We start from the raw sequence: 20,981 nt of genomic DNA on the forward strand, positions 1-20,981 counted from the left end.
GAAGCTACGATGGGCCTCAAAAGGCCGCGAGGTTGATCGTTAGTTACGCCGGTCGATCATTAGATCGGCGGGTTTGCCGGCCAATCAGGGCAGAGCGGCCAGAAATTCACGGGCGCGTTGCGCGATGGCTGCATCGTGGTTCGTCACCGCCAGGTCGATCGCGCGTTGGAGGAGGGCACGGGCATCAGATGTGCGACCGACGGCGGCGTAGACGCGACCGAGATGGAATGCGCTCTGCGGTGCTTGTGGCTGGAGGCGGTGGAACGCTTCCAGAGGGAGGACGGCTTCGTCGGCGCGGCCCTCCAGCAGCAGCAACACCCCGAGACGGGCTTGAAGTTGCGCATTGTCCGGGGTGATGGCAGCGCCGCGCTGGTAGGCGGTGACCGCGTCGTCGGGCTTGCCCTCGCGTTCGGCTTCGGCTCCGGCGCGCAGCAGCACGCCGCTCATACGGGCACGGGCTTCGGGCAGATCCGGCTGCGCGTCGAACAAGGGTTGCAGGTAGCGGGCGGCGCTCTGCCAGCGGCCGGAATCAATCTCGATTTGCCCGAGCAGGGCGAGGGAGGCTGGGAATTGGGGATTGGCCTCCAGAGCGCGATGCAAGGTGGCGACGGCGGCGTCGAGTTCGTGTTGATCGAGCAAGGTGAGGGCGAGGTCGTGGTGGGCGACGGCCCGGTGCGGCTGGAGTTGGATCGCGGCGCGATATGCCGCCGCGGCTGCCTCGGTTTGTCCGGCCGCGCGGTGAGCGTTGCCCAGCGCGTGCTGGAGCTCAAAGACGGCGCCGGCGCGAGCGATGCCGCGGTGGCAGGCGGCGATGGCGGCACCGGGATCTCCGCGCAGCAGGTAGGCACGGCTGAGTTTTTCGAAATACGCGGCAGGTGGGCTCGCCGCGGGGGCGGCTGCCAGGCCGGCTTCGTAAATGGCCACGGCGCGGGCGCCGGCGTTGGCGTCGAGGTGCAGGTTGCCGAGCAGTTCGTAGGCGGTGAGGCGATCGGGGCGAAGACGCCGGGCGCGTTCGAACAGCGCCTGGCCGCGGTCGCCGTGATCCGTGAGGGCGTCCATCATGCCCCGCACGCAGAGTTTGTCGTAGTCGTAACAGACTGCGATGAGCGCCTCCCGCCAGGGATCGGGTGCGTCGCGAAAGCGGGTGGCCTGTGCCCCCAGAAAGCGTTCGTGGGTGGCGGCGGCTTCATTGCCGGCGGCGGCGAGCAATTCGGCGCGCAGATTTCGCGCGGGCGCGAACCCGGGGGTGTCGGCGACGAGGGCATCGATCCGCTCGCGGGCTTCGTCGGCGTGGCCGAGGTGTCGGGCGCAGCGGGCGAGCCCGAGCCGCGCGTAGGGGTCGCCGGGCAGGAGGTCGAGGCGGCGTTGGTAAGCGATCGCCGCGCCGGCAAGGTCGCCGGCTTTGAAGCGCAGTTCGGCGAGCTGCAACCAGGCGGGCGCATAGTCCGGGGCGAGTTCGGTGGTGCGGTTGAGCAACTGGGCGCGTCCGACTTCGTCACCCGCGATCTGATACAAATCGGCCAGCAGATAGGGCCACTCCGCCTGGCTCGGGTCGATGACCATCAGGTGACGCCAGACCGCCTGAGCGGTGGGGAGCAGATCGTTGGCGTGCGCGAGGCGGCCGAGGGTGGCGACGGCGTCTATCGACGGATTTGCGCTCGCCGCGGCGGAGGCGTCGGCGAATCGCGTTTGGAGTTCGGTGGGGGCGCCGGTGAGATCGGGTGGTGGCGGCAACTCCAGCACCGCGCGGCGACAGGCGGTGAACCCCAGCACGGCGATCGGCAGCAGACAGCGGATCAGTTGCGGCGCCACAGGGTGATGTTGTTGGGGTTGTGGACCGGCGGAAAGGCGTGCATGCCGCCGGTGACGAGTTCGGGCACGCCGTCGCCGTCGAGATCGCCGATATCAAGGGCGACGAGGTGGGTGGGGTGGTGAGCGAGGGTCACGGGGGTGAAGCGTTGGCGGCCGTCGTTGATCCAGGCCCGGAGGGAAACGGCGGCGGGGTCCGCCCAGTCGGCGAAGCAGCTCACGGCGACCACGTCCATGTCGCCGTCGCCATCGAGGTCGGCGGCGCGGGGGCTGTAGGCGCCGACCATGTCACCAATCCGTCGATACGCAAAGCGACCGTCGCCCTGGTTCTCCAGCCACTGCACTCCGTGCCAGGGCCGCCCGCCGGGAATGGGGTAGTCGAAGCCGTCGCCGTTGCTGTAGAGCAGGTCGGGGCGGCCGTCGCGGTTGAGGTCGGCGATGGCGAGGCCGCTGCTGCCGTAGTCCTCGTTGGTCGAGCCCCAGAGATTGGATTCCTGAAAGTTGCCCGAGCCGAGGTTGGTGAACAGGTGCACTTCCTCCCATTCCTGGGAAATGACGGCGGCGATGTCGGGGCGGCGGTCGCCATTGAAGTCGGCCACGGGCGTGTGCACGGTGCCGGACAGTTGGTTGAGGGTGGTGCTGGCGAAGTTCCAGTCGCCGCGGTTGCGCATGAGACGGATCTCGCCCTGGGCGTAGCCGAACTGGCCGACGACGAGGTCGAGGCGGCCATCGGCGTGGTTCGAAAAATTGGCGGCGCGCACATCGGAGACACGGGCGGTGTCGGCGAGGAGGACGCGGTTGGTGAAGGTTTGGTTGTCGAGGTTCTCCAGCACGACGACGGAGCCCAGGCGGTCGTTGGTGGGGAAGACCTGGCCCATGCTGGCGACCAGCACGTCCAGCCGGCCATTGCCGTAGAGATCGGCGGTGGCGACGTGGACCGGGCCGAGGACCGGGTCACCGATCGGGGTGTCGGTGAAGGTCCCGCGGGGGGCTTGGCGAATCCAGTGCACCTGATGCGTGTCGGCCTCGGTGTAGAGCACGTCGGGCAAGCCGTCCTGATCGAGGTCGACGATCTGCAGGTGGGTGACGAAGGGCGGGTCGAAGGCCGCGGCGGGCAGACCGATTGGCGTGGGCGTGTAGTGGAACGGCCATGACGCTCCCGGGGACGCGGGGCCGGTCGCGGGGGTGAAGCGAAGCGGCGGCGGCGCGGCGGGCGCGGGCGACGGCCGGGAGGTCCACCATAGCCCGGCGGCGGTGGCGCAGGTTAGCAGGGCACCGATTAGGAAAACACGGGCACGGGGCATGGCGGGTGCCGGTTCAGGGCACGGCGTAGACTTCGATCAACACATTGCCGGTGGTGCCGGCGATGCCGCTGGCTTGCGCGCTGTAGGTGCCGGGCATGAGGGTCACAAGCATGGCGGCGTCCCGGCTCCCGGAGACCAGTGGGAAGGCGCCCACGGCAGTGGTGGCGGCGGCGAGGCCATCCGGGTCGGGCGCGTCGGCCCAGTTGTCATTGCTGAAGATGGGGGTGAGTCCCTCGAAGAGCGTGAGCTTGGGGTTGGCCATGGTGTTGCGCACGCCGTAGAAGGACAGGCGCGGCCCCACCGCACGGATGAGCAGGGTCATGGCGCCGTCGCCAGTGATGGTGAAGCCGGTCACGAGCACGTTCTCGCCGGTGCCGGCATCGTTGCGACAGGAGAGGTTAATGAGCCGGGACTGGGTGGAGGCGGTGTTGTAGAGTTCCAGCAGCACCAGCCCCTCATCGCCGTCCTCGTCGCTTTCGGTGTAGGTGCTGTAGAGTCCGGGTTCGTAGCCTTCGAGCGTCACGGCGTCGAGGCTGCCGGCGGGCAAGGGGAAGCCGCCGAGGGTTTGCGTGGTGGTCGCGATGGCCGCGGCGTTGGCCGCGTCGCCCCAGTCCTCATTGCCGGCGATGGCCGAACCATTGGAGAAGACGGTGAGACGCGGGTTCGCGAGGGCGTTGCTGATGTCGTATTGGGTGAGGGTGGGACCGATCGCGCGGATCAGCACGTGCTGGCCGTCGGGAGTGGTTTCGGCGGCTCCAACCTTGAGGAGCAAGGTGAGCATCGCGAACAGAGTGACCAGGAAAGGGGAACGAAAGCGTGGGGGCATCATGGAGCGTCGATGAGGGTGGGGCGGACTGCGGGGTGGATGGACCATTGCCCGGCATGGGGGTTTGCTCAAGAAGGTCCTGCGTGAATCCGGCTCAAGCTGCCGATCGTTAGCGTTCGGCTATAACCATAGTCAGATACGAGTTTCGCTGACATCGTGACGAGGTTGCGATCAGCCTGAACGGGTGGTCGTTTGACCGCCTCACCCCACCACCCCCACGGTTGGCGAGAATGCCGCAAGGCTGCCAACCCCTTCCTCCGTAACATGACCCGACGAATCCCGATGCTCGTTATGGTCGCGGCGGCTTTGGCCGTGGCGACGCCGACCCGAACTGTGGCCGATTATCCCATCGCCTCGCACCGCCATCTCGCTGACCCCGCGGCGATGGTCTACGATGGTCGCGTCTACATTTATTGCTCCAACGACGACGACAGCCCACTGGAGGGCGGCTATGACATGAAGTCGCTCGTCTGCGTCTCGAGCTCGGACCTCAAGAACTGGACGGATCATGGCGAGGTGATCCGCGTGCCGGGCGCGGCGAGCTGGGCAACGCACACCTGGGCCCCGGCCGCGATCGAGCGCAACGGGAAGTTCTACCTCTATTTCGCCAACAACGGGTCGAACATCGGCGTGGCGGTGAGCGACAGCCCGGCCGGCCCGTTTGTGGACCCGATCGGTCGTCCGCTGGTGACGGCCAACACTCCCGGGGTATTGCCCGCGCAAAACATCTGGGTGTTCGACCCGGCGGTGTTCATCGACGACGACGGGCAGGCCTACCTCTACTTTGGCGGCAACGGCGAAGACAATGTGCGCATCATCCGCCTCAACGAGGACATGATCAGTGTCCAAGGCGAGGCGATCAAAGTCTCCGCTCGCGCCTTTTTTGAGGCGGCTTGGATGCACAAACGTGACGACATCTACTACCTGAGCTATTCGACCCAGCCGTCGGCGGGCATTCGCATCGACTACCTCACCTCGGACTCGGCGATCGGACCGTTTACCTACGCCGGGGTGGTGGCCGCCCAACCGCCGTCCAACAACAACAACAACCACGCGGCGGAGTTCGAGCTGCACGGCGCTTGGTATCACGTGTATCACAACCGCTTCGTGGCCAACGAAGCCGGCATCCCGCCGGTCTACCGCCGCAACATTGCGGTCGAAGAGCTGCATTACGAGAAGGACGGCTCGATCATTCCCGTCGCCTACACCCGCGACGGCGTGCGACAGGTGGGGAATCTCAATCCGTATCTGCGCGTGGAGGCGGAGACGCTGAACGAGCAGTCCGGCATCGAAACCGAAATCTGCGCCGAGGGCGGCATGAACGTCACCGACCTGCAGGCGGGTGATTGGATTCGGGTGCGCGGCGTTGATTTCGGCAGCGCCGGCGCTGGGCAGGTGCAGGCACGCGTGGCCGCGGCCGGCGCCGGAGGTAGCATCGAGTTCCGCCTCGACGCGGCAGACGGCCCGGTGATCGCGACGGTCGAGGTGGCGTCAACCGGCGGCGATCAGACTTGGTCGACAGTCTCCAGCGCCGTCACGGGCGCGACGGGCGTGCACGATCTTTATCTGCGCTTTGAGGGAGCGGGCGAAGCCTTGTTCAATTTCAACTGGTGGCAATTCCTCCCCGGTGCGGCGCCGGTGGTGGTGACCGAGCCGCGTCCGCTGAAGGTCGCTTCCGGTCAGCGCGCCGGTCTGTGGGTCGAGACCGAAGTGGGGGCGCCGGTGGCGTATCAGTGGTTTCGCGACAACACCCCCATCGCGGGCGCGACCGGAGCGACTCTCAATCTGACCGAGGCGGCGCCGGCCGACGCCGGTAGCTACCACGTCGAGCTGACGAACGCCGCCGGCACGAGCAGCAGCGGCGCCGCCACTTTGACGGTGCAGGCGGACGTGGACGCGGAGTTGGTCAACCTCTCCGTGCGCGCACCGCTGGCGGCAGGCTCCACCCTGATCACAGGTTTCGCGCTGCAGGCCACCGACTCGAACTGACCGTGAGCGGCGATCCCACCCCGTTTTGCCCATGAAATACCCCTTCAATTTGTCTCGCACGGTCTGTCTGCTGGCGCTCCCCGGTTGGCTCGCGGCCGCCGAACCCGCTGCGGTCAAACACGTGGAATCGACCGACTTCGCGATTCGCGATCACCAACTCTTTGTCGGGCTCGACCTATTTGTGGCCGACCAAGGTGAATCGCTCCCGGTTGTCACCATTGAGAATGATACCCTGTGGGTTGAAACCGCACCGGGGGTGATCGAACCGCGGTCGATCGAGCAAGGCTTTCGCTGGCGCAAAGAAGCCAAGGTCGCGCCGGTGGCGGTTGAGCTGAGTGAGCTCAAAAACACGCCGGTGCTCTCGGTGGTCGCCAACCCGGAGTTTGAGCGCGAAAGCCAACAGGCGAGCCTGATGGAGTATCTGACCACGCGGCAGGCGATGGCGGACCGGGAGTTGCGTTACCTGGATGCGAAGATCAAAAACGCCGGCGGCGAAGGCGGCGGGCAGGCCACGGCTCAGGAAATGACCGCCAAGGCATTTGCCGGCATCGCGGATAGCTCGACCCAGTTGCAACGTTACCAAACGCAAGTGCGCCGGGAGCAGGGCGGCTTCGACGGCAACGCGGCCAACTTCGACGGGCTGGTGCACACCTTCACGGTCTCGGCGCCGCAGCCGATCGCCGACGCCTACGCCGTAATTTTGGTGCGGATACGCGACAAGGAGGATCAGTTGCTCGATTACAACTACACCCGGGCGATCGGACCGATCGGACCGGATCCGCGGGAGATCTCGGTTTCCCAATTCGATTTCCCCGCCGGCTTCGAACTGCTGAACACGGAGATCTACCTTTACAGCCGCGGGCACGAGCTGGCGACCAGCCAGTCGGAGCGCCGGGTGCCGCTCACGGCCGACGAGGCCCGTCAGTTCGCGGTGGAGCTGCGGCGGGCGGAGACGCGGGAGGATTCAGCGCCGGCCGCAGTGGTGTGGGCGCTGGCGCCGGCCGCGTTGCGCGCCGCGGAAGACCCCGCGCCCTTTGATCATCCGGTGACCGTGCATGTGGACGCCGACGGCAACTATGCGGGAATCGACCCGGCCGCCAACGCGGTGGTGCCGCCACAGGTGCGCAACGTGGTCGAATCGCTCGTTTATCTGCCGCCGGTGGAAGGTGGCGAAGCGGTGGCGGGCCGCCTGGTGGTGAATCCGGCCGACTACTTCGGCCGGTGAGGCCGGCCCGGGCGGCGTGACCGTCTCACTCGACGTTGATGATGCCGCGCTTGATCGCGGCGAGGATGGCCTGGGTGCGATCGGAAACCTGCAGCTTGGCGAGGATGTTGGTGAGGTGGACCTTGACGGTGCCCTCGACCAGATTGAGTTCGGCGGCGATTTCCTTGTTGGAAAGCCCCTTGGCCACAAATGAGAGCACCTCGAACTCCCGTTTGGAAAGTTGAGACACGACCCGCCGACTCATGCGGGCGGCGACCTCGGAGGGAATGTATTGGTCGCCTTCATCCACGCGGCGAATGCCGTCCAGCAGGCGCTCCAGAGGCATGTCCTTGACCACGAAGCCCAGGGCACCGGCCTGGAAGGCCTGCAACGCCTCGTCGCCGCTGGCGTAGTTGGAGAAGACGAGGACCTTGGGGGCGCCGAACTCGTCCTTGAGCATCTTGATGGTCTCGAGGCCGCTGTGTTTGGGCATGCGCATGTCGAGCACGACGACGTCGGGTTGGCAGGCGCGGTAAACCTTGACGGCATCCTCGCCGTTCTCGGCCTCGCCCACGACCTCCATGTCAGGGGCATCATTGGCGGCCATGGCGAGGCCCATGCGCAGGACGATGTGGTCGTCGACGAGCAGGATTCTAATCTTCCGGTTGTTCATCATGGCGGGAGCGGGGGACGGGGGACGAGGCGAGGGGGACGGTGATGCAGACGCAGGTGCCCTGACCGGGCGTGCTCTCGATCTGCAGGTCGCCCTGAATTTTCTGGGCGCGGGACCGCAGGCCCCGCAGGCCGAAGTGGCCGAGGCCGCCGACCAAAACCTCATCAATGGCGAAACCCTTTCCGTCGTCGCGCACGGCGAGGAAGGCGGTGTCGGCGGAGAACTTCAGCTCCACCCGCACGTGATGCGCCCCGCTGTGGCGCACGGCGTTGGTGATGGCCTCCTGGGCGATGCGCAGCAGGTGGTGTTTGGTGGTGGACGACACCGCGGCTTCGGTGCCGACGGCGGAAACCTCGACGACGTTGGTTTCGTTGCCGATGAGGTCGGCCAGTTTGCTCAAAGCGTGGGAGAGCGAGTCGTTCTGCAGCAACGGCGACTCCAGGTCCCAAACCGCCTGCTGCACCTCCTGCCGGGTGTAGGACACCATGCGCCGGGCGAGGCCGAGTCGGGAGCGAATGTCGGGATCGAGGCCGTCGTTCTTGAGGGTGGTCTCGAGGTGCAGCGCGAGTCCGCTCAGGCCCTGTTGCAGGCTGTCGTGGATCTCGCCGGCGAGGCGGTTGCGTTCGGCCAGGGTGGCGGAGGTGCGGGCCTCGTCGGTGAGCTTGGCCATCGTCGCGCGCAGCTCGTCGGTGCGTTCGCGCACGAGTTGTTCGAGGTAGTCGTGTTTGCGCTTGGCCCGGCCAACGCCCCACGCGACGGCGCCGAGGCAGACGAGCAGGGCCGAGCTCCAATAGGCAAAATAGGCGAGGGGGGAACGATACCACGGGGGGCGGATGGTGAAGGCGGTCACGATCGGAGAGCCGATCGGATCGGCGCCGTCATGCAGTTGGACGGTGAGCCGGTAGTTGCCCTCTTCGAGTTGCGGCAGTGTCAGCAGGGAGTCGGCGCTCTCCACGCTCCAGGAGTTCGCCCCGTATTCCATGGTGAACTCATAAACCGGGTCGTGGATGGTGGTGTATCCGCCGGAGAAATACCGGAAAACGAGGTGATTCTGTTCCCAGGGCAGGGGCGCGAGGGCGTCGAGGGAACCGTCGGCGGAGAAAATCTCCCGGCCGGTCTTGCCGTCGGTGATGGAAACCAGAAACGGTTGCGGCACCGGTTGGACATGGGTGTTGAAGTGCTGGGAAACGTGGTAGAGCGCCGACTCGGTGGAGATCCAGGCGCGGTCCTGATTGAGCAGGGTGATGACCGGGTAGAGGTCGCGAATGGCGCTGAGGGTCTCGGTGTCGATGCGATAGCCCCCGTTCTCCGGGTGCAGCGTGATTACGCCGTTGGAGTGAGTCGCCCAGATGACGCCGTTGGCGTCGGCGTTGAGTCGGAGGATGCTCACGCCGGCGTCATCCAAAACCTGTTCATAGGGCGGGGCGGGCACGGGTTCGGCGGTGAGCCGGTCGAGGTAGACCCGTTGGTTGTTGGGCCCGCTCAGGACCACGAGCTCGTTCATGAGACCGATGTTGATCCAGACCGGCGTGTCCCACGGAAAATCCAAAAATAGCTGGGTGTGCAGCTCGCCGTCCTCGAACCAAACGCGGGCCGCCCGGTTGAGCCCCAGTTCGATCCAGATCGATTTCTCGCCGGGGTGGGCGATTGAAGGGAAGCCAATGCCCGGCAGGCGCGGTGCGCATTCCCGCCAAGCCCCGTCGGCGAAGCGCATGGCGGCGATTTGGTCGATGCCGATGACGATGCACAGATCGTCCTCGGGCAAAAAGAGGCGGGCGGCCGGCGGCATGCCCGGGATTTGCACGAAGTTGTCGCCGTGGCGGGCAAAGACGCCTTCGCCGTTGCCGACCAGAAAGTGATGTTGATTGGTGCCGACCGCCCACGCGCCGGTGGTCGGTGGACGTTCTACCGCCCGGAACTCGTAGTGCAGCCCGTCCGGCGCGAGTTCCATGTCGTAGAGGCGACCGTTGGAGGCGATGACGGTATGATCGCCGGACTGAAAGACTTGGGGCCAGCCAATGACGACATCGGAGCGTTGGTCGATCACCGAGACGGGATCATTGTAGAGGAGCTTTTGCAGCGAACTCTCGTTGGCGATCCAAAGCACGCCCGGCTCGCGGGCCGCGAGGTCGTAAACGCGCCGGTAGATGCTGGTGGTCAGAGCCAGCCGGTAGGCGCCGTCGGCGTCGAAAATGAACAGCCCCGCACCGTCGATGGCGGCGGCGAATCCGCCGTCGGGCAGGGCTTCGAGGTGGGAGATGCCACCGGGCTGCGCGTTGGGCCGCCGGTCGCCGACGGGATTGAAGTCCTGGCCGTCGAAATAGAACAGACTGCCGCCGGTCGAAGCGGCGACGGTGCGCCCGTCGGCGAGATGCACGACTTGATGCACGGTCAGACCCGCGGCGATCGGGGTGAGCTCGCCGGTGTCGAGGTTCAAGCGGGAGGTGCCCCGATTATTGGACACATAGACTTCACCGGCGTGGGTGAAGGTGGTTGCGATACGCGAGATGCCGAAGAACTTCAGTTCGCCGGTGGCCGGGTGCAGTAGCACGATCCCCTCGTCGCCGGAGAAAATCACCCGATCGTCGAGGGTCACGATCTTGGTGAAGCTGGTGACGTTGACCCACTCGGGGTAGGTCTCCGGGCGCAGCTCGCGGGCTTCAATCACCCCGTGCTCGGTGTATTCGGCCACGCCCCAAGTCGCGAGGGCACCGAAGTAAGCCGTGCCGTTCGGGGCGTTGGTCACGTCGAGAAAGATCGGCTCGCCGGGGATACTGTCCTGGAGGTGAATCCAGGCGCCGTCGTTGAGCACGATGTAGCTGCCGCCCCCGATCACGGCGAGGCGCCCGTAGCGGTCGAAATCGAGCTGCGGTCCGCGGGTCACGCCGATGTCTTCAATCGAGTAGGTTCGCGTGACCGGCAGGCCGATCGTCGGCACTTCCGCCCGGCTAGCGACCGCACCGAGACCGCTCGCCGCGAGGGCGAGTCGAATCGAGGTGGTAAGCGCCCGGAGGGTGGTCATCGGCGAGGGGGGGAGTTCAGGCGACCCCGGGCGGTTCAGGGTTGGTATTCGGAGGAAAGGGCATGGTTGAGCGCAGCGAGGTCCGGGGAAGGGAATTCCAGTTGGTAGATCTCCAGGAGTTTGCCGAGGCGAAAGGCCTGCAAGGGGGTGAGCTGACGCAAATCCTCTTCGTTCATGGTGGCGAGGCAGGCGACGATCTCAGGGCGGGCCAGGTCGTGCCGTTTGCCGAGGGCGAGCATGGTGGCTCGAACCACGCGGCGATCCCAGTCCAAGGGCACGATGCCGTCGGCAATGTTCTGCGCGAGAAAATCGAGTTCCGCGCGAAACCCGGAGTCGTAGCGCGCTTGCTCGTAAACGGCGGCTCGCGCCATCGCGGCGTTGGGGTCGCGGGAGAAATCCTCGACCAAGGTGCGGGCCACCAGTCCGGCCGGTTCCGGTCGGCCAACTTCCACGAAATATTCGGCCAGACGGGCGAGCGCGAGGGCCTCATCCTGCGGCGGCACGACGGCGAACACGGCCAGTTTCTGCGCCTCGTAACCGGGCGTGCCGGGAAGTTGGTAGGGAATCGGGCGCAGGTAGCGCGGCAGCACCCAGCGTTGCAGGCGATCGTAAAGGGTGTCCCGTTCGTCCTCGAGCGGAGCCTTCACCATGAGTGGAAAAACCGGATCCCAGGAGGTGATCACGAGGTGCGTCAAACCCAGTGACTCGATGACCGCCTCGGCTTCGGTGGACTCCGGCGAACTGAGCACGCGGGAGGCTGCCACCAGACCGGGGTGCGATTCCCACGCGGTCGACATCAGCACATGACCATCGCCGTGAAACACCACCGAGTCGGACAGGGCGGGCGGCGCGAGCACGCGGACCTCCGCTCCGGGCGTGTGCGACGCGAGCCAATGGGAAAAATGGCGGAATACCATGGCCTCCAGATCGACGGCCCGCGGCACCAACTCGCCGGCGGGGCGATACAGGGTCGAGGGCAGGTTTTGCGACCATGCGGCCAACAGAAAACAGAACACCGCGGACGCGGCCAAGGCGGCGCGACGCCAGAGTTGCGGGAAGGCGCCAGCCATTTGCCACAACACCGGAATCGCGACGAGCACTGCGACGAGTGCCCACCGCAGTTTGAAAATGAACAGCAGCAACACGCCGCCAAACAAGACGGCGACCGGCAGCAACGCAGCGCGATCTACCGGGCGTCGGATCAGAGCCAACAATAGAGCGAGGCTCGCTGCGCCGATCGGAGCCAGCACGAAGAAGCTTTCGCCAGCACCGGCCGCGCCCAGCCACGCGAAGACGTTGGGAAAGCGGACGGTTTCGTCCAGCGAAGTAAGACGGCCAAGCTCCACGCCGGTGTGGAGCCAGCCCGGAAAACCATGCCGCACTTGCGTCACAACCAAGGGCGCGATGAGGGCCAGGCCGATGAGCCCTTCGATCCAACCCCAGCGCCGTCCCGTTCCCGGTCCGCCGAAGCGGCGGCCACCGCGCAAGACGAGTCCCAGACCCAACCAGGCCAAAGCGTAGAGCGGATGAACGGTGCGGAGTTCGCCCGCCATCGGGTCCCAGGGTGCGCCGTCGAGCAGCCACCCCACGCCGACGAGCACGGCGCCAATCAGCGCCCAGCGGAGCAGCGGCTCAGCATGATCGGCAGCGGAACGACGCAAGACCGCCGTGAACCCGACGAGCAGGATCGCCGGAACACCAAACGCCGGATTGAGCCAGACCGCGAAGGCGGCGGCGATCGCCCCGCCGATCGAGGTGGCCGGGGCGGAGGGGCGTCGTGGTTGCGGCAACGCGAACAACACCGCGGCGCTGGCCAGCAGGAACGCACACGTGTCGGCGGTCAGGGCACCCGGAATGAATTGGCCGCAGAGCGGCGGATACAGTGCAAAGAACACCGCGCCGAGCGCAGCGGCCGGTGCACCCAGCCGCCGCCAAAGCCAAGCGATCCAAAGCAGCAGGGCCAAGGCGTGGGTCCACACCGGCGCCCACAGCGCGGCCTGTTCCGCGGCCAACGGCGACGGCGCTCCCGTCGTGACTTCGATCGCGGTCCGCACGACGCCGAGCCAAGCCGAGTAAAGGCGGGGCAGGAGGAAGGGACGGCCGGTCGGGAGGGTGTCGCCCAAGTAGGGTTGACCGCGCAGGTCTTCGCCGGCGAGGCCGGCTTGTTGCGCGGCGATCCAACGGTAGGTTTCGCCGCGGAGGTGGGTGCCGAGGAAGTGGCGTTGCGCGAGCGCATAGCCGGTGGCGGATTCGGTGGAGAGGGCCGGCGGCGGACTGCCTTCGTCCGAGAGTTGCGCGGCCCACTGCAGGTGGCGGAGGTCGTTGCGCACCGTCGCCACCAGGGCGAGCAGGCAAAGCGCCGGCCAAAGCCAGCGCAGCCACGAAGACGAAGCGGAAGCGGGTGAGGTCATCTTCAGTCGGCGAGCGAAAGCGTCCAGGCGCCGGCGGGGGGGGCGTCGCGGTGGTGGGTGACCTGACCGTCGGGCCAGTGCACGGTGACCTCGTCGAGTCCGGCGGCGGCGAGGTGGAGGGTGGTCGGACCCTGGCTCAGCCAGCCGCTGCCGGCGGTGAGGTGGTGGGTTGTCGTGGAACCGTCGATACGCCGCACGTCGATCCGCGCGCCGATGGCGGTCGGGTTGTCGACCGGTCCGCGCAGCCGGAGAGCCAACCACGCCTTGTCGGTGGAACGCTGGTGGGCGAGGAAGCCGGTGGGACCGCTGTGTTGGGTGAAAAACAGATCGGGTCGCGCGTCACCATCCGGGTCGATCACGACCAGCGCCCGGCCATGCCCGGTGGCGACCAAACCGGATTCCGTCGGCGGCAGGGCGGTGAAGGTGCCATCGCCATGACCGCGGAGGACGAGACCAAAGCCACCGTGAAAACGGGGGGTGGCGGCGTCGCTGTTTTGCACGACGGCGAGATCGATGAGACCGTCGCCATCGAGGTCGGCGGCCACCATGCCTTGGATCGGCGCCAGCTGGGCGAGGCGGGGCAACGGGGTGAAGGCGTAGCGACCGTCCGGTTGGCTCAGGAAAACGCCGGACGAGAAGTTGTCGGCTTGAAGGACGGTCGCCTCGGCCACGGCCTTTTCGCCGAGGACTTCCGGCAGGGTGGCGCGGGCGTAGTCGTCGTTGCGGCGGAATTTGCGCAACACGATCGGCAGGCGCGCGCCGATATCGGCGCGACCCCGGACCGGGTAGAGGGCGCCGTTCTCGAGCTCCGCTTCGGCCAGCAGCGGCGTGCCGTTTTGCGCGAAGTCGCCGTAGAGCAGGGTGGCCGGGGAATCCGGCGTGGCGGCGTAAGTGGTGTTGAGGCCGAGGTTGCCGGCGGCGATGTCGAGGCGCCCGTCACGATTGAAGTCGGCGGCGATCACACTGTTCCACCAGCCGCGGCCGCCGGAATCGAAACCGAGTTCGCTGGTGCGGTCGGAGAAGCGACCGTGGCCGTCGTTGCCGAAAACGCGCACGTGGTCCCATTCGAGCGCGAGCACCAGATCAGGGGCACCGTCGTGGTCGAGATCGGCAAAGGTGGCACTGGTGACGAGGCCGGCGGCGGCGAGCGCGGGGGAGTTGTCGGTGATCGCCACGAAACGACCGCCGTCGTTGCGCAGCAGGACGCTGTAGGGGGTCTCCGGATACCGGCCGGGCAGCGAGCGGGCGCCAAGGAAGAGGTCGAGATCGCCGTCGCCATCGATGTCGGCTGCGCAGGCGGCGCCGACGTTGAGATTCAATTCGGGCAAGGCGGTCGAGGCGCGGAACGTGCCGCGACCGTCATTCGTATACAGGACCGGTTGGAAGGCCGCCGGCCAGGCGCTGGCGTCGGCGCTGGCCCGGGTGAGGAGCAGGTCGACGCCGGCGTTGCCATCGGCTTCGAAGAACAGCGCCGGTCCCTGCTCGACCGCGCCATCCGGGTTGAGGGCAGTGGCCGGAGCGGACACGTAGTTCCCGTCGCGCCACAGCAGCAGGTGGGCGGGCGAGCCGGGCGTGGCGGTGAGGTAAAGGTCGACGTGCCCATCGCCGTTCACATCGGCGGTGGCGATCCCGGGACCGCGGCGGTCGGTGCGAAAGGGCAGGAAAACCTGTTCGTGGTCGGGAATGGCGAGGGCCGATTCGTCGGTGAAGGCCAGGCCGCGGGCGGCAGTGGAATCGGCGAAGAGCGTGTCGGCGGCCGGTGCGGCCGGCGTGGGCTGACCGGCTTCGGTGACGAGGTAGGCACGATCGGCGGGCAGGTCGGTGAAGGTCTGGGTGATGCCCGACGGCCATTCCACCGTGAGCGTTGCGATCGTTTCGTCCCGGCCGAGCCCGAAGTGGGCCACCAACTCACTGCCGGACGCGTAACCGCGGGAGACGGTGAGGGTGCGGGATTGTTGCCCGAGGGTGGGGCTGGTGATGCGCACGACCGCGCCGACGCCGAAGCGGTTGGAAGACTGACCGCGCAGGCGGACCTGCACGCGGTGGAAGTCGGTGGTATCGTTGCGATGGATACGAAGGCCACCGTCGTAGTCGATCACGACGAGATCGAGGTCGCCGTCGCGGTCAAAGTCGGCCGTGACGGCGCCGAAGGACACCCCGACATGATCGAGTCCCCAGGCGGGACCGACCGATTCAAACTCGCCGCCGCCGCGGTTGCGGTAGGCGAGGTTGGCTTCGTTGAGCGGCGGGGCGTTCTTCATCACCCGGATGCGTTCCATATCGGAGAGGGAGCGCATCATGCGCGCGAGCAGGTCGCTGTTGTTGGCTTCGCGCACCATGCCGTTGGTGACGTGCAGGTCGGTCCAACCGTCGTTGTCGTAGTCCTCGAAGCGGAGTGACCAGGTCCAGTCGGTGGCTTCGAGCCCGGCCCAGCAGGCGGCCTCGCCAAAGACCCCGGTGCCGGTGTTGAGCAGCAGGACGTTGCGCATGTATTGGGGGGCGGTGCCGTGGCGGGTGCCCATCACCAGCACGTCGGCCCGGCTGGCGGCCAGGCCGCGTTTGTCCTGCTCGCGGGTGGTGGTGGCCATGTCGGCCACCAGCAGGTCCTCGAAGCCGTCGTTGTTGATGTCGCCGCTGTCGGCGCCCATGGAGGAGTAGGGGGTGTGCGGCGTGACCGCGTCGATCACGTTGGTGAAGGTGCCGTCTCCATTGTTCCGATACAGGTGATCGGGCCCGGCGAAATCGTTGGCGACGTAGAGGTCGGGCCAGCGGTCACCATTGAAGTCGAGCCAGGTGGCGGAGTGGCCGAAGGTCGCGCCGGCAATGCCGGCCCGCTGGGTGACCTCGACGAAGTGACCCTTGCCCGTGTTGCGGAAGAGTCGGTCGGATCGTCCGGAGGGTTCGGTGCCCTCGACTTGATTGGTGAGGATAAACACATCGAGCCAACCGTCGCGGTCGTAGTCGGCAAAGGCGCCCACCACGCTGCCGTCGGCGAGATCGAGCCCGCGGTCGGCGGCCTCCTCCTCAAAGGTGCCGTCGCCCTGGTTGACGAACATGAGGTTGGGGGCGTCGTTGCGGCTGACGTGGAGGTCGAGCCAGCCGTCGTTGTTGATGTCGGCGAAAACCGCGCCCTGGCGCCAGATGACCTCGTCGTCGGAACCGATCGCACCCTTGAACCAGCCCATGAGGGAGGCGGATTCGGACGCGTTGGCGTCGTCGGTCACGTCTTCGAAGCGCCAGTTGCCGAGGTTGCGGAAGAGGCGGCCGGGTTTGGTTTTGGTGCTGACGTAGAGGTCGACGAGGCCGTCGTTGTCGAAGTCGCCGGCGGCGAGGCCGGAGCCCATGCCGCCGCCCATGAACTCGCGGTAGCGCTGGGCCCACATCTGCGGGTCGTCGTAGCGGTTGTCGACGACCAGGCCGGTGGCGGCGGGCGTGAGGGTGGAGAAACGAGTGTCGCCGGCAGGCTCGGAAGGTGCGCCGAAGGCCGTGGACGGGGGCACATCGGCAAAGGCGGCCTGGGGCAGACTCGGAAGTAGCGCGGCCAGCGGCAGGTAGAGCAGACGAAAACGGGGTATCGGCATGGGGGGCGACGGCGTTGTCCGTGGGGAGGGGAAAACGGAGATCAGCTTGCTGGCGCGCGGCGCGAACGGGCAACCAGCCAATGGTGCGAGATGGTTTTATAACCCAGGTTATACAAACAGGGGGTTGAGGCCGCATTCGACCACACGAATGTCGCAAAACCCCTATGGAAGGGGCGGGGGATCTTCGATAGTCTGAACGGGCTCCGGAACCCTGATGCAGTGAACAACCCCCGTTGTTCTCCGTATCCGACCTGCACCCCGCTCAAACCCCCGCATTCCAACCGCGTCGGTCTCTGGACCTCGGTCCCCCGAGGGGGGCGCAAGGGTATCCGTTTAACACCAAATCCTACGTTTAAACGACTGACAGGTATCACAACCAGACCCCATGGAACCTAACCCAACTAGATGCATCCGCAGGACCACCAGTTCGCTACTGGCCGCCCTGCTCGCGAGCACCCCGATGTTCGCTCAGAGCGCCGGCTCGAACGCCGCGATCGACGATGAAGATGTTCTGGTGCTGTCGCCTTTCGAGGTCACAGCCCAGGAGGACACTTCCGGTTATGCCGCCGCGACGACGCTGGCCGGTAACCGTCTCAACACCGACATCAGAGATCTTGGCACTTCGCTGTCGGTTTACACCCAGCAGTTTCTGCAAGACATCGGCGCGACCGACAACCAGTCGCTCCTCAAATACACGCTCGGCACCGAAATCGGTGGCGTGAATGGCAACTATTCCGGCTCGGGCGGCGGCACCGCTCCGAACGCGGACGCCTCCTACCTCAACCCGCAGTCGACCAACCGCGTGCGCGGTCTCGTCTCGGCCGATAACACCCGCGATCTCTACCTCACCGGTATTCCGTGGGACGGTTACAACATCGACGCGGTTGACCTGCAGCGTGGTCCGAACGCCATTCTGTTCGGCCAGGGTAGCCCGGGCGGCGTGATCAACACCCGCACGAAGCAGGCGACCTTCCGCAACCTCAGCGAAGTCTCGGTGCGCGTTGACCAATACGGCAGTTTCCGCGGCTCGGTTGATTTCAATCGCGAAATCATCGACGACCAGTTGGCCGTGCGCTTCGCTGCGGTGGTCAACAAGAGCAAGTTCAAGCAGGAGCCCGCCTTTGAGGACTTCGATCGCCAGTGGGTCGCTCTGCGCTACGAGCCCGGCTTCCTGAAGGAAGGGTCCGCCCGCACCATCATCAAAGCCAACTTCGAGCGCGGTGATTCCACCAGCAACCGCCCCCGCAACATGCCGCCGGGCGACAACATCACGCCGTGGTTCACCGACCTCAACAAGGAGCTCTACAACATGGCGTGGCAAAACAGCCCGTATGTTGAGCTGCCGGGGCGCGGTGGTGCGGTCGCCAACGACAACAACGGCGACGCCAACCCGGGTTTCAGCCAGTGGGTCAACACGAACTACGGCAACAACTACTTCGGTGGTTCCGAGTTCTGGTTCCTCCCCGGTTCGACCACGCCGGTCCTGGGCATGGCGATCAACGAATACACCTACCTCGGTCTCGGCCCGACGGGCGAGCGTGACGGTGGCATTGGTGGTATCGCCCCCGGTGGGCCGCACGGCATTCGCGGTTATCGCGACTACGCCAACGCAGTGGGTCTGCCCTTCGCCAGTCTGATCAAGAACCGCTACATCACCGATCCGAAGATCTTCAACTTCTACGACCGCCTCCTCGACGGTGACATCAAGCGGGAGTGGAGCGACTTCGAGACCTACGACGTCTCTCTCAGCCAGACCTTCTTCAACGACAAGCTCGGCTTCGACATCGGTTATCACCACGAGACCGTCACCAACGGCAACTATTCGCCCTTGGTCGGTGGCTCCGGTAACATCTTCGTCGACTACTATTCGGTCTGGCCCGACGGCACCAACGACGCCGCCGGCGGTTATTACACCGACGGCACGCAGAACCCCGGCGCCGGCCGGCCTTTCGTGCAGCTCGGCAACGGTGCCAGTGAGGGCACGACCGACCGCGACAGCGTGCGTGCGACCGGTTTCTTCACCCACGACTTCGACAAGACCGGCGACGGGCACTGGCTCGCCAAGCTGCTCGGTCAACACACCATCACCGGCATGGCTTCGTCGGACGACTACTACTCGTTCGGTCGCAGCTGGGCGCGTTCGGCCTTCGACAACGATTGGTTCTCCCAACCGTTCTTCGAAGACACTCGCAATGCGAACGGTCGCTTCTGGGCCGACTTCATTCCGATCCGCACGCAATACATCGGTGACAGCCTCGTCGGCAAAAACCTCGGCGACGACTTCGGTATCGTGACGCCGGTCGGCGATCCGATGCTCGGCAACACCGTCTCCCTGCGCTACTTCGATTCCACCTGGAACGCGGTGGGCGTCGATCCGGGGGCACCGTGGTTCAACAACGCCTCCGCGGGCACCGCCGGTGGTCCGTTTGAGTCCACCCAATCCGAGAACCCGGCCAACTACGTCGGTTGGGTCACCCGCGAGGTGGGTCTCATCCACGCGGACAGCAAGGAGAACATCGAGCGCCTCACCACCGGCTGGACTCAGGACACCCGCTCCAACGACGCCTACGCCTTCGTCTGGCAGGGCAAGTTCTGGAACGACTCCATCGTCGCCACCGCCGGCACCCGTCATGACGAGGTTTATCAGAAGACCGTCCGTTGGGATCCGCAGAACACCCCGAACCGGGGTGACGGCGACCTGACCAAGGTCACCACCACCGAGGATGAACTCGGCCCGGTCGAGGAAGACTCCGACAGCTGGGGTGCCGTGGTGCACTTCAACCGCCTGCCGTTCGTCGGCGACTTCGTGGAGAAGCTGCCCTTCCAGATCAGCGCGTCCTACAACAAGTCGAACAACTTCCAGACCGGACAGGTGTTCACCGACTACTTCGGCCAACAGCTCCCGCTGCCGGCCGGTGAGACGGAAGACATCGGCGTGATCCTCGCCTCCAAGAGCGGCAAGTATTCGTTCAAGCTGAACAAGTTTGAATCGACCATCGCCAACAACCCGTCGTCGTTCATCCAGTTCTGGAACTACGGCAACAACGTGGGCATCTACGCCCAGGCGTGGTCGCGCTTCAAATACAACTACGAGACGCGCAGCAACCCGGACAGTCAGCGCTACGGCAACAACATCGTCAGTGACCTGCCTTACCCGGCGCCGGGCGAAGACGCGGGTCCGATCAAGTATGGTGTCGATTACGAACCCGAGGCCGGTCAAACCCCGGCCGAAGCGGGCGCCCTCGAAGTCGCGGTGATCGAAGCTTGGGACCAGTGGCTCGCCGAAATGGCGCCGCTGCCCGAGATCATGGCCAACGCCTGGGGCTTCAGCTGGGAAACCAACGACCTCACCGAATCCGGTCTCGGTTCCTTCCGCCTCACCAGTGAGTTGGTGGCCGAGGGTTACGAAGCCGAGCTCCACGCCCAGATCACCGACAACTGGCGCCTGACGCTCAACGCGTCCAAGATCGAGTCGACCCTCGACAACATCGGCCAGACCCCGGTCCCGGGCGGCAGCGGCATGACGCAGATCGAATACCTGCTCGATTTCGACAATCGCCTGAACAACACCGTCATGGGTGACCTCCGTATCTGGGGTGGTAACGCCGGTGGCACGACCGCCCGCCAGAACTGGCGCGGACACGCCGACGGCGACCTCAAGGCCCGCCTCGCGGAGCAAGGCACCAACGTGCCGGAAAACCGCATTTGGCACATCAACATGGTCACGAACTACGACTTCAAGGAAGGCGTCCTCAAGGGCTTCAGCCTCGGTGGTTCGGCTCGTTACCAATCCTCCGCCGTGCTGGCCTACACTCCGTTCCAGGGAACGGGCTTCATCGGCTACGATCTGGATGCGCCCTACAAGGACGAGGCCCAGATCGACTTCGACCTGTGGGTCGGCTACGGCCGCAAGATCTGGAACGACAAGGTCGATTGGCGCGTCCAGTTGAACGTCCAGAACGTCGGGGTCGGAGAGGAATTGGTGCCCATCACCGTCCAACCGGACGGCACGCCGGCGGCATTCCGCATCAGGCCGCCGCAGAATATATTCCTGACGAATACCTTCCGCTTCTAGGTCTTTGGTTGGTCTCTGGAAGCACCCACTAGGAAAAACCAAGCCCCCGGCAATTGCCGGGGGCTTTTTATTGGGTTGGCCCACTTG

10 protein-coding genes are annotated in these 20,981 nt (G+C 65.9%); 3 read left to right on the forward strand and 7 right to left on the reverse strand.

All coding sequences use genetic code 11. The annotated features are described in order from the left end of the window. Positions 1 to 84: 84 nt before the first annotated feature. From AC0MRV_RS07690 to AC0MRV_RS07700, 3 genes are read right to left on the reverse strand one after another with little or no spacing between them, the layout of a single operon-like run. Complete coding sequence (locus tag AC0MRV_RS07690) at positions 85 to 1,812, reverse strand: tetratricopeptide repeat protein (protein WP_472763862.1); 1,728 nt, start codon at positions 1,810 to 1,812, stop codon at positions 85 to 87. After that, positions 1,797 to 3,113, reverse strand: coding sequence for an FG-GAP repeat domain-containing protein (locus AC0MRV_RS07695; protein ID WP_472763863.1), 1,317 nt, complete (start codon positions 3,111 to 3,113; stop codon positions 1,797 to 1,799). The genes AC0MRV_RS07690 and AC0MRV_RS07695 overlap by 16 nt, the downstream gene beginning before the upstream one ends. A 13-nt stretch (positions 3,114 to 3,126) precedes the next feature. Beyond that, positions 3,127 to 3,894 carry a hypothetical protein gene (locus AC0MRV_RS07700; RefSeq protein ID WP_472763864.1) on the reverse strand — a complete coding sequence of 256 codons (768 nt, stop codon included), beginning with the start codon at positions 3,892 to 3,894 and terminating at the stop codon, positions 3,127 to 3,129. A gap of 309 nt (positions 3,895 to 4,203) precedes the next feature. Here AC0MRV_RS07700 and AC0MRV_RS07705 point away from each other — a divergent pair, with 309 nt between their 5' ends. Beyond that, positions 4,204 to 5,928 (forward strand): family 43 glycosylhydrolase, encoded by a 1,725-nt coding sequence (locus AC0MRV_RS07705; RefSeq protein ID WP_472763865.1) that lies wholly within the window; start codon positions 4,204 to 4,206, stop codon positions 5,926 to 5,928. 31 nt (positions 5,929 to 5,959) lie between these two features. Then, positions 5,960 to 7,153: a hypothetical protein gene (locus AC0MRV_RS07710; RefSeq protein ID WP_472763866.1), complete on the forward strand. Its 1,194-nt coding sequence runs from the start codon at positions 5,960 to 5,962 to the stop codon at positions 7,151 to 7,153. A 25-nt stretch (positions 7,154 to 7,178) separates the two neighbouring features. Here the strand turns inward: AC0MRV_RS07710 and AC0MRV_RS07715 are convergent, their stop codons facing one another. Genes AC0MRV_RS07715 through AC0MRV_RS07730 form a run of 4 tightly spaced genes read right to left on the reverse strand, consistent with a single transcriptional unit; the run spans position 7,179 to position 16,819 of the window. After that, positions 7,179 to 7,808 (reverse strand): response regulator, encoded by a 630-nt coding sequence (locus AC0MRV_RS07715; protein WP_472763867.1) that lies wholly within the window; start codon positions 7,806 to 7,808, stop codon positions 7,179 to 7,181. Next, complete coding sequence (locus tag AC0MRV_RS07720) at positions 7,786 to 10,827, reverse strand: sensor histidine kinase (protein WP_472763868.1); 3,042 nt, start codon at positions 10,825 to 10,827, stop codon at positions 7,786 to 7,788. Before AC0MRV_RS07720 ends, AC0MRV_RS07715 begins: the two co-directional genes overlap by 23 nt. 35 nt (positions 10,828 to 10,862) lie before the next feature. Beyond that, the gene (locus AC0MRV_RS07725; RefSeq protein WP_472763869.1) at positions 10,863 to 13,238 is read right to left on the reverse strand and encodes a hypothetical protein; all 2,376 of its coding nucleotides are present in this window, start codon (positions 13,236 to 13,238) and stop codon (positions 10,863 to 10,865) included. A 2-nt stretch (positions 13,239 to 13,240) separates the two neighbouring features. Further along, positions 13,241 to 16,819: a CRTAC1 family protein gene (locus AC0MRV_RS07730; RefSeq protein WP_472763870.1), complete on the reverse strand. Its 3,579-nt coding sequence runs from the start codon at positions 16,817 to 16,819 to the stop codon at positions 13,241 to 13,243. Positions 16,820 to 17,279: 460 nt separating this feature from the next. Here AC0MRV_RS07730 and AC0MRV_RS07735 point away from each other — a divergent pair, with 460 nt between their 5' ends. Continuing rightward, a complete protein-coding gene (locus AC0MRV_RS07735; RefSeq protein WP_472763871.1) occupies positions 17,280 to 20,894 on the forward strand; it encodes a TonB-dependent receptor plug domain-containing protein in 3,615 nt (1,204 codons plus the stop codon). Positions 20,895 to 20,981 lie beyond the last annotated feature (87 nt).

The organism is Actomonas spartinae, from assembly GCF_051209155.1.
GTDB lineage: Bacteria > Verrucomicrobiota > Verrucomicrobiia > Opitutales > Opitutaceae > Actomonas.

What these genes read in the sequence shown, in the direction of transcription:
- AC0MRV_RS07695 (WP_472763863.1), bottom strand. Translation starts at nt 3,113, where the DNA reads ATGCCCCGTGCCCGTGTTTTCCTAATCGGTGCCCTGCTAACCTGCGCC.
- AC0MRV_RS07700 (WP_472763864.1), bottom strand. Translation starts at nt 3,894, where the DNA reads ATGCTCACCTTGCTCCTCAAGGTTGGAGCCGCCGAAACCACTCCCGAC.
- AC0MRV_RS07705 (WP_472763865.1), top strand. Translation starts at nt 4,204, where the DNA reads ATGACCCGACGAATCCCGATGCTCGTTATGGTCGCGGCGGCTTTGGCC.
- AC0MRV_RS07710 (WP_472763866.1), top strand. Translation starts at nt 5,960, where the DNA reads ATGAAATACCCCTTCAATTTGTCTCGCACGGTCTGTCTGCTGGCGCTC.
- AC0MRV_RS07715 (WP_472763867.1), bottom strand. Translation starts at nt 7,808, where the DNA reads ATGATGAACAACCGGAAGATTAGAATCCTGCTCGTCGACGACCACATC.
- AC0MRV_RS07720 (WP_472763868.1), bottom strand. Translation starts at nt 10,827, where the DNA reads ATGACCACCCTCCGGGCGCTTACCACCTCGATTCGACTCGCCCTCGCG.
- AC0MRV_RS07725 (WP_472763869.1), bottom strand. Translation starts at nt 13,238, where the DNA reads ATGACCTCACCCGCTTCCGCTTCGTCTTCGTGGCTGCGCTGGCTTTGG.
- AC0MRV_RS07730 (WP_472763870.1), bottom strand. Translation starts at nt 16,819, where the DNA reads ATGCCGATACCCCGTTTTCGTCTGCTCTACCTGCCGCTGGCCGCGCTA.
- AC0MRV_RS07735 (WP_472763871.1), top strand. Translation starts at nt 17,280, where the DNA reads ATGTTCGCTCAGAGCGCCGGCTCGAACGCCGCGATCGACGATGAAGAT.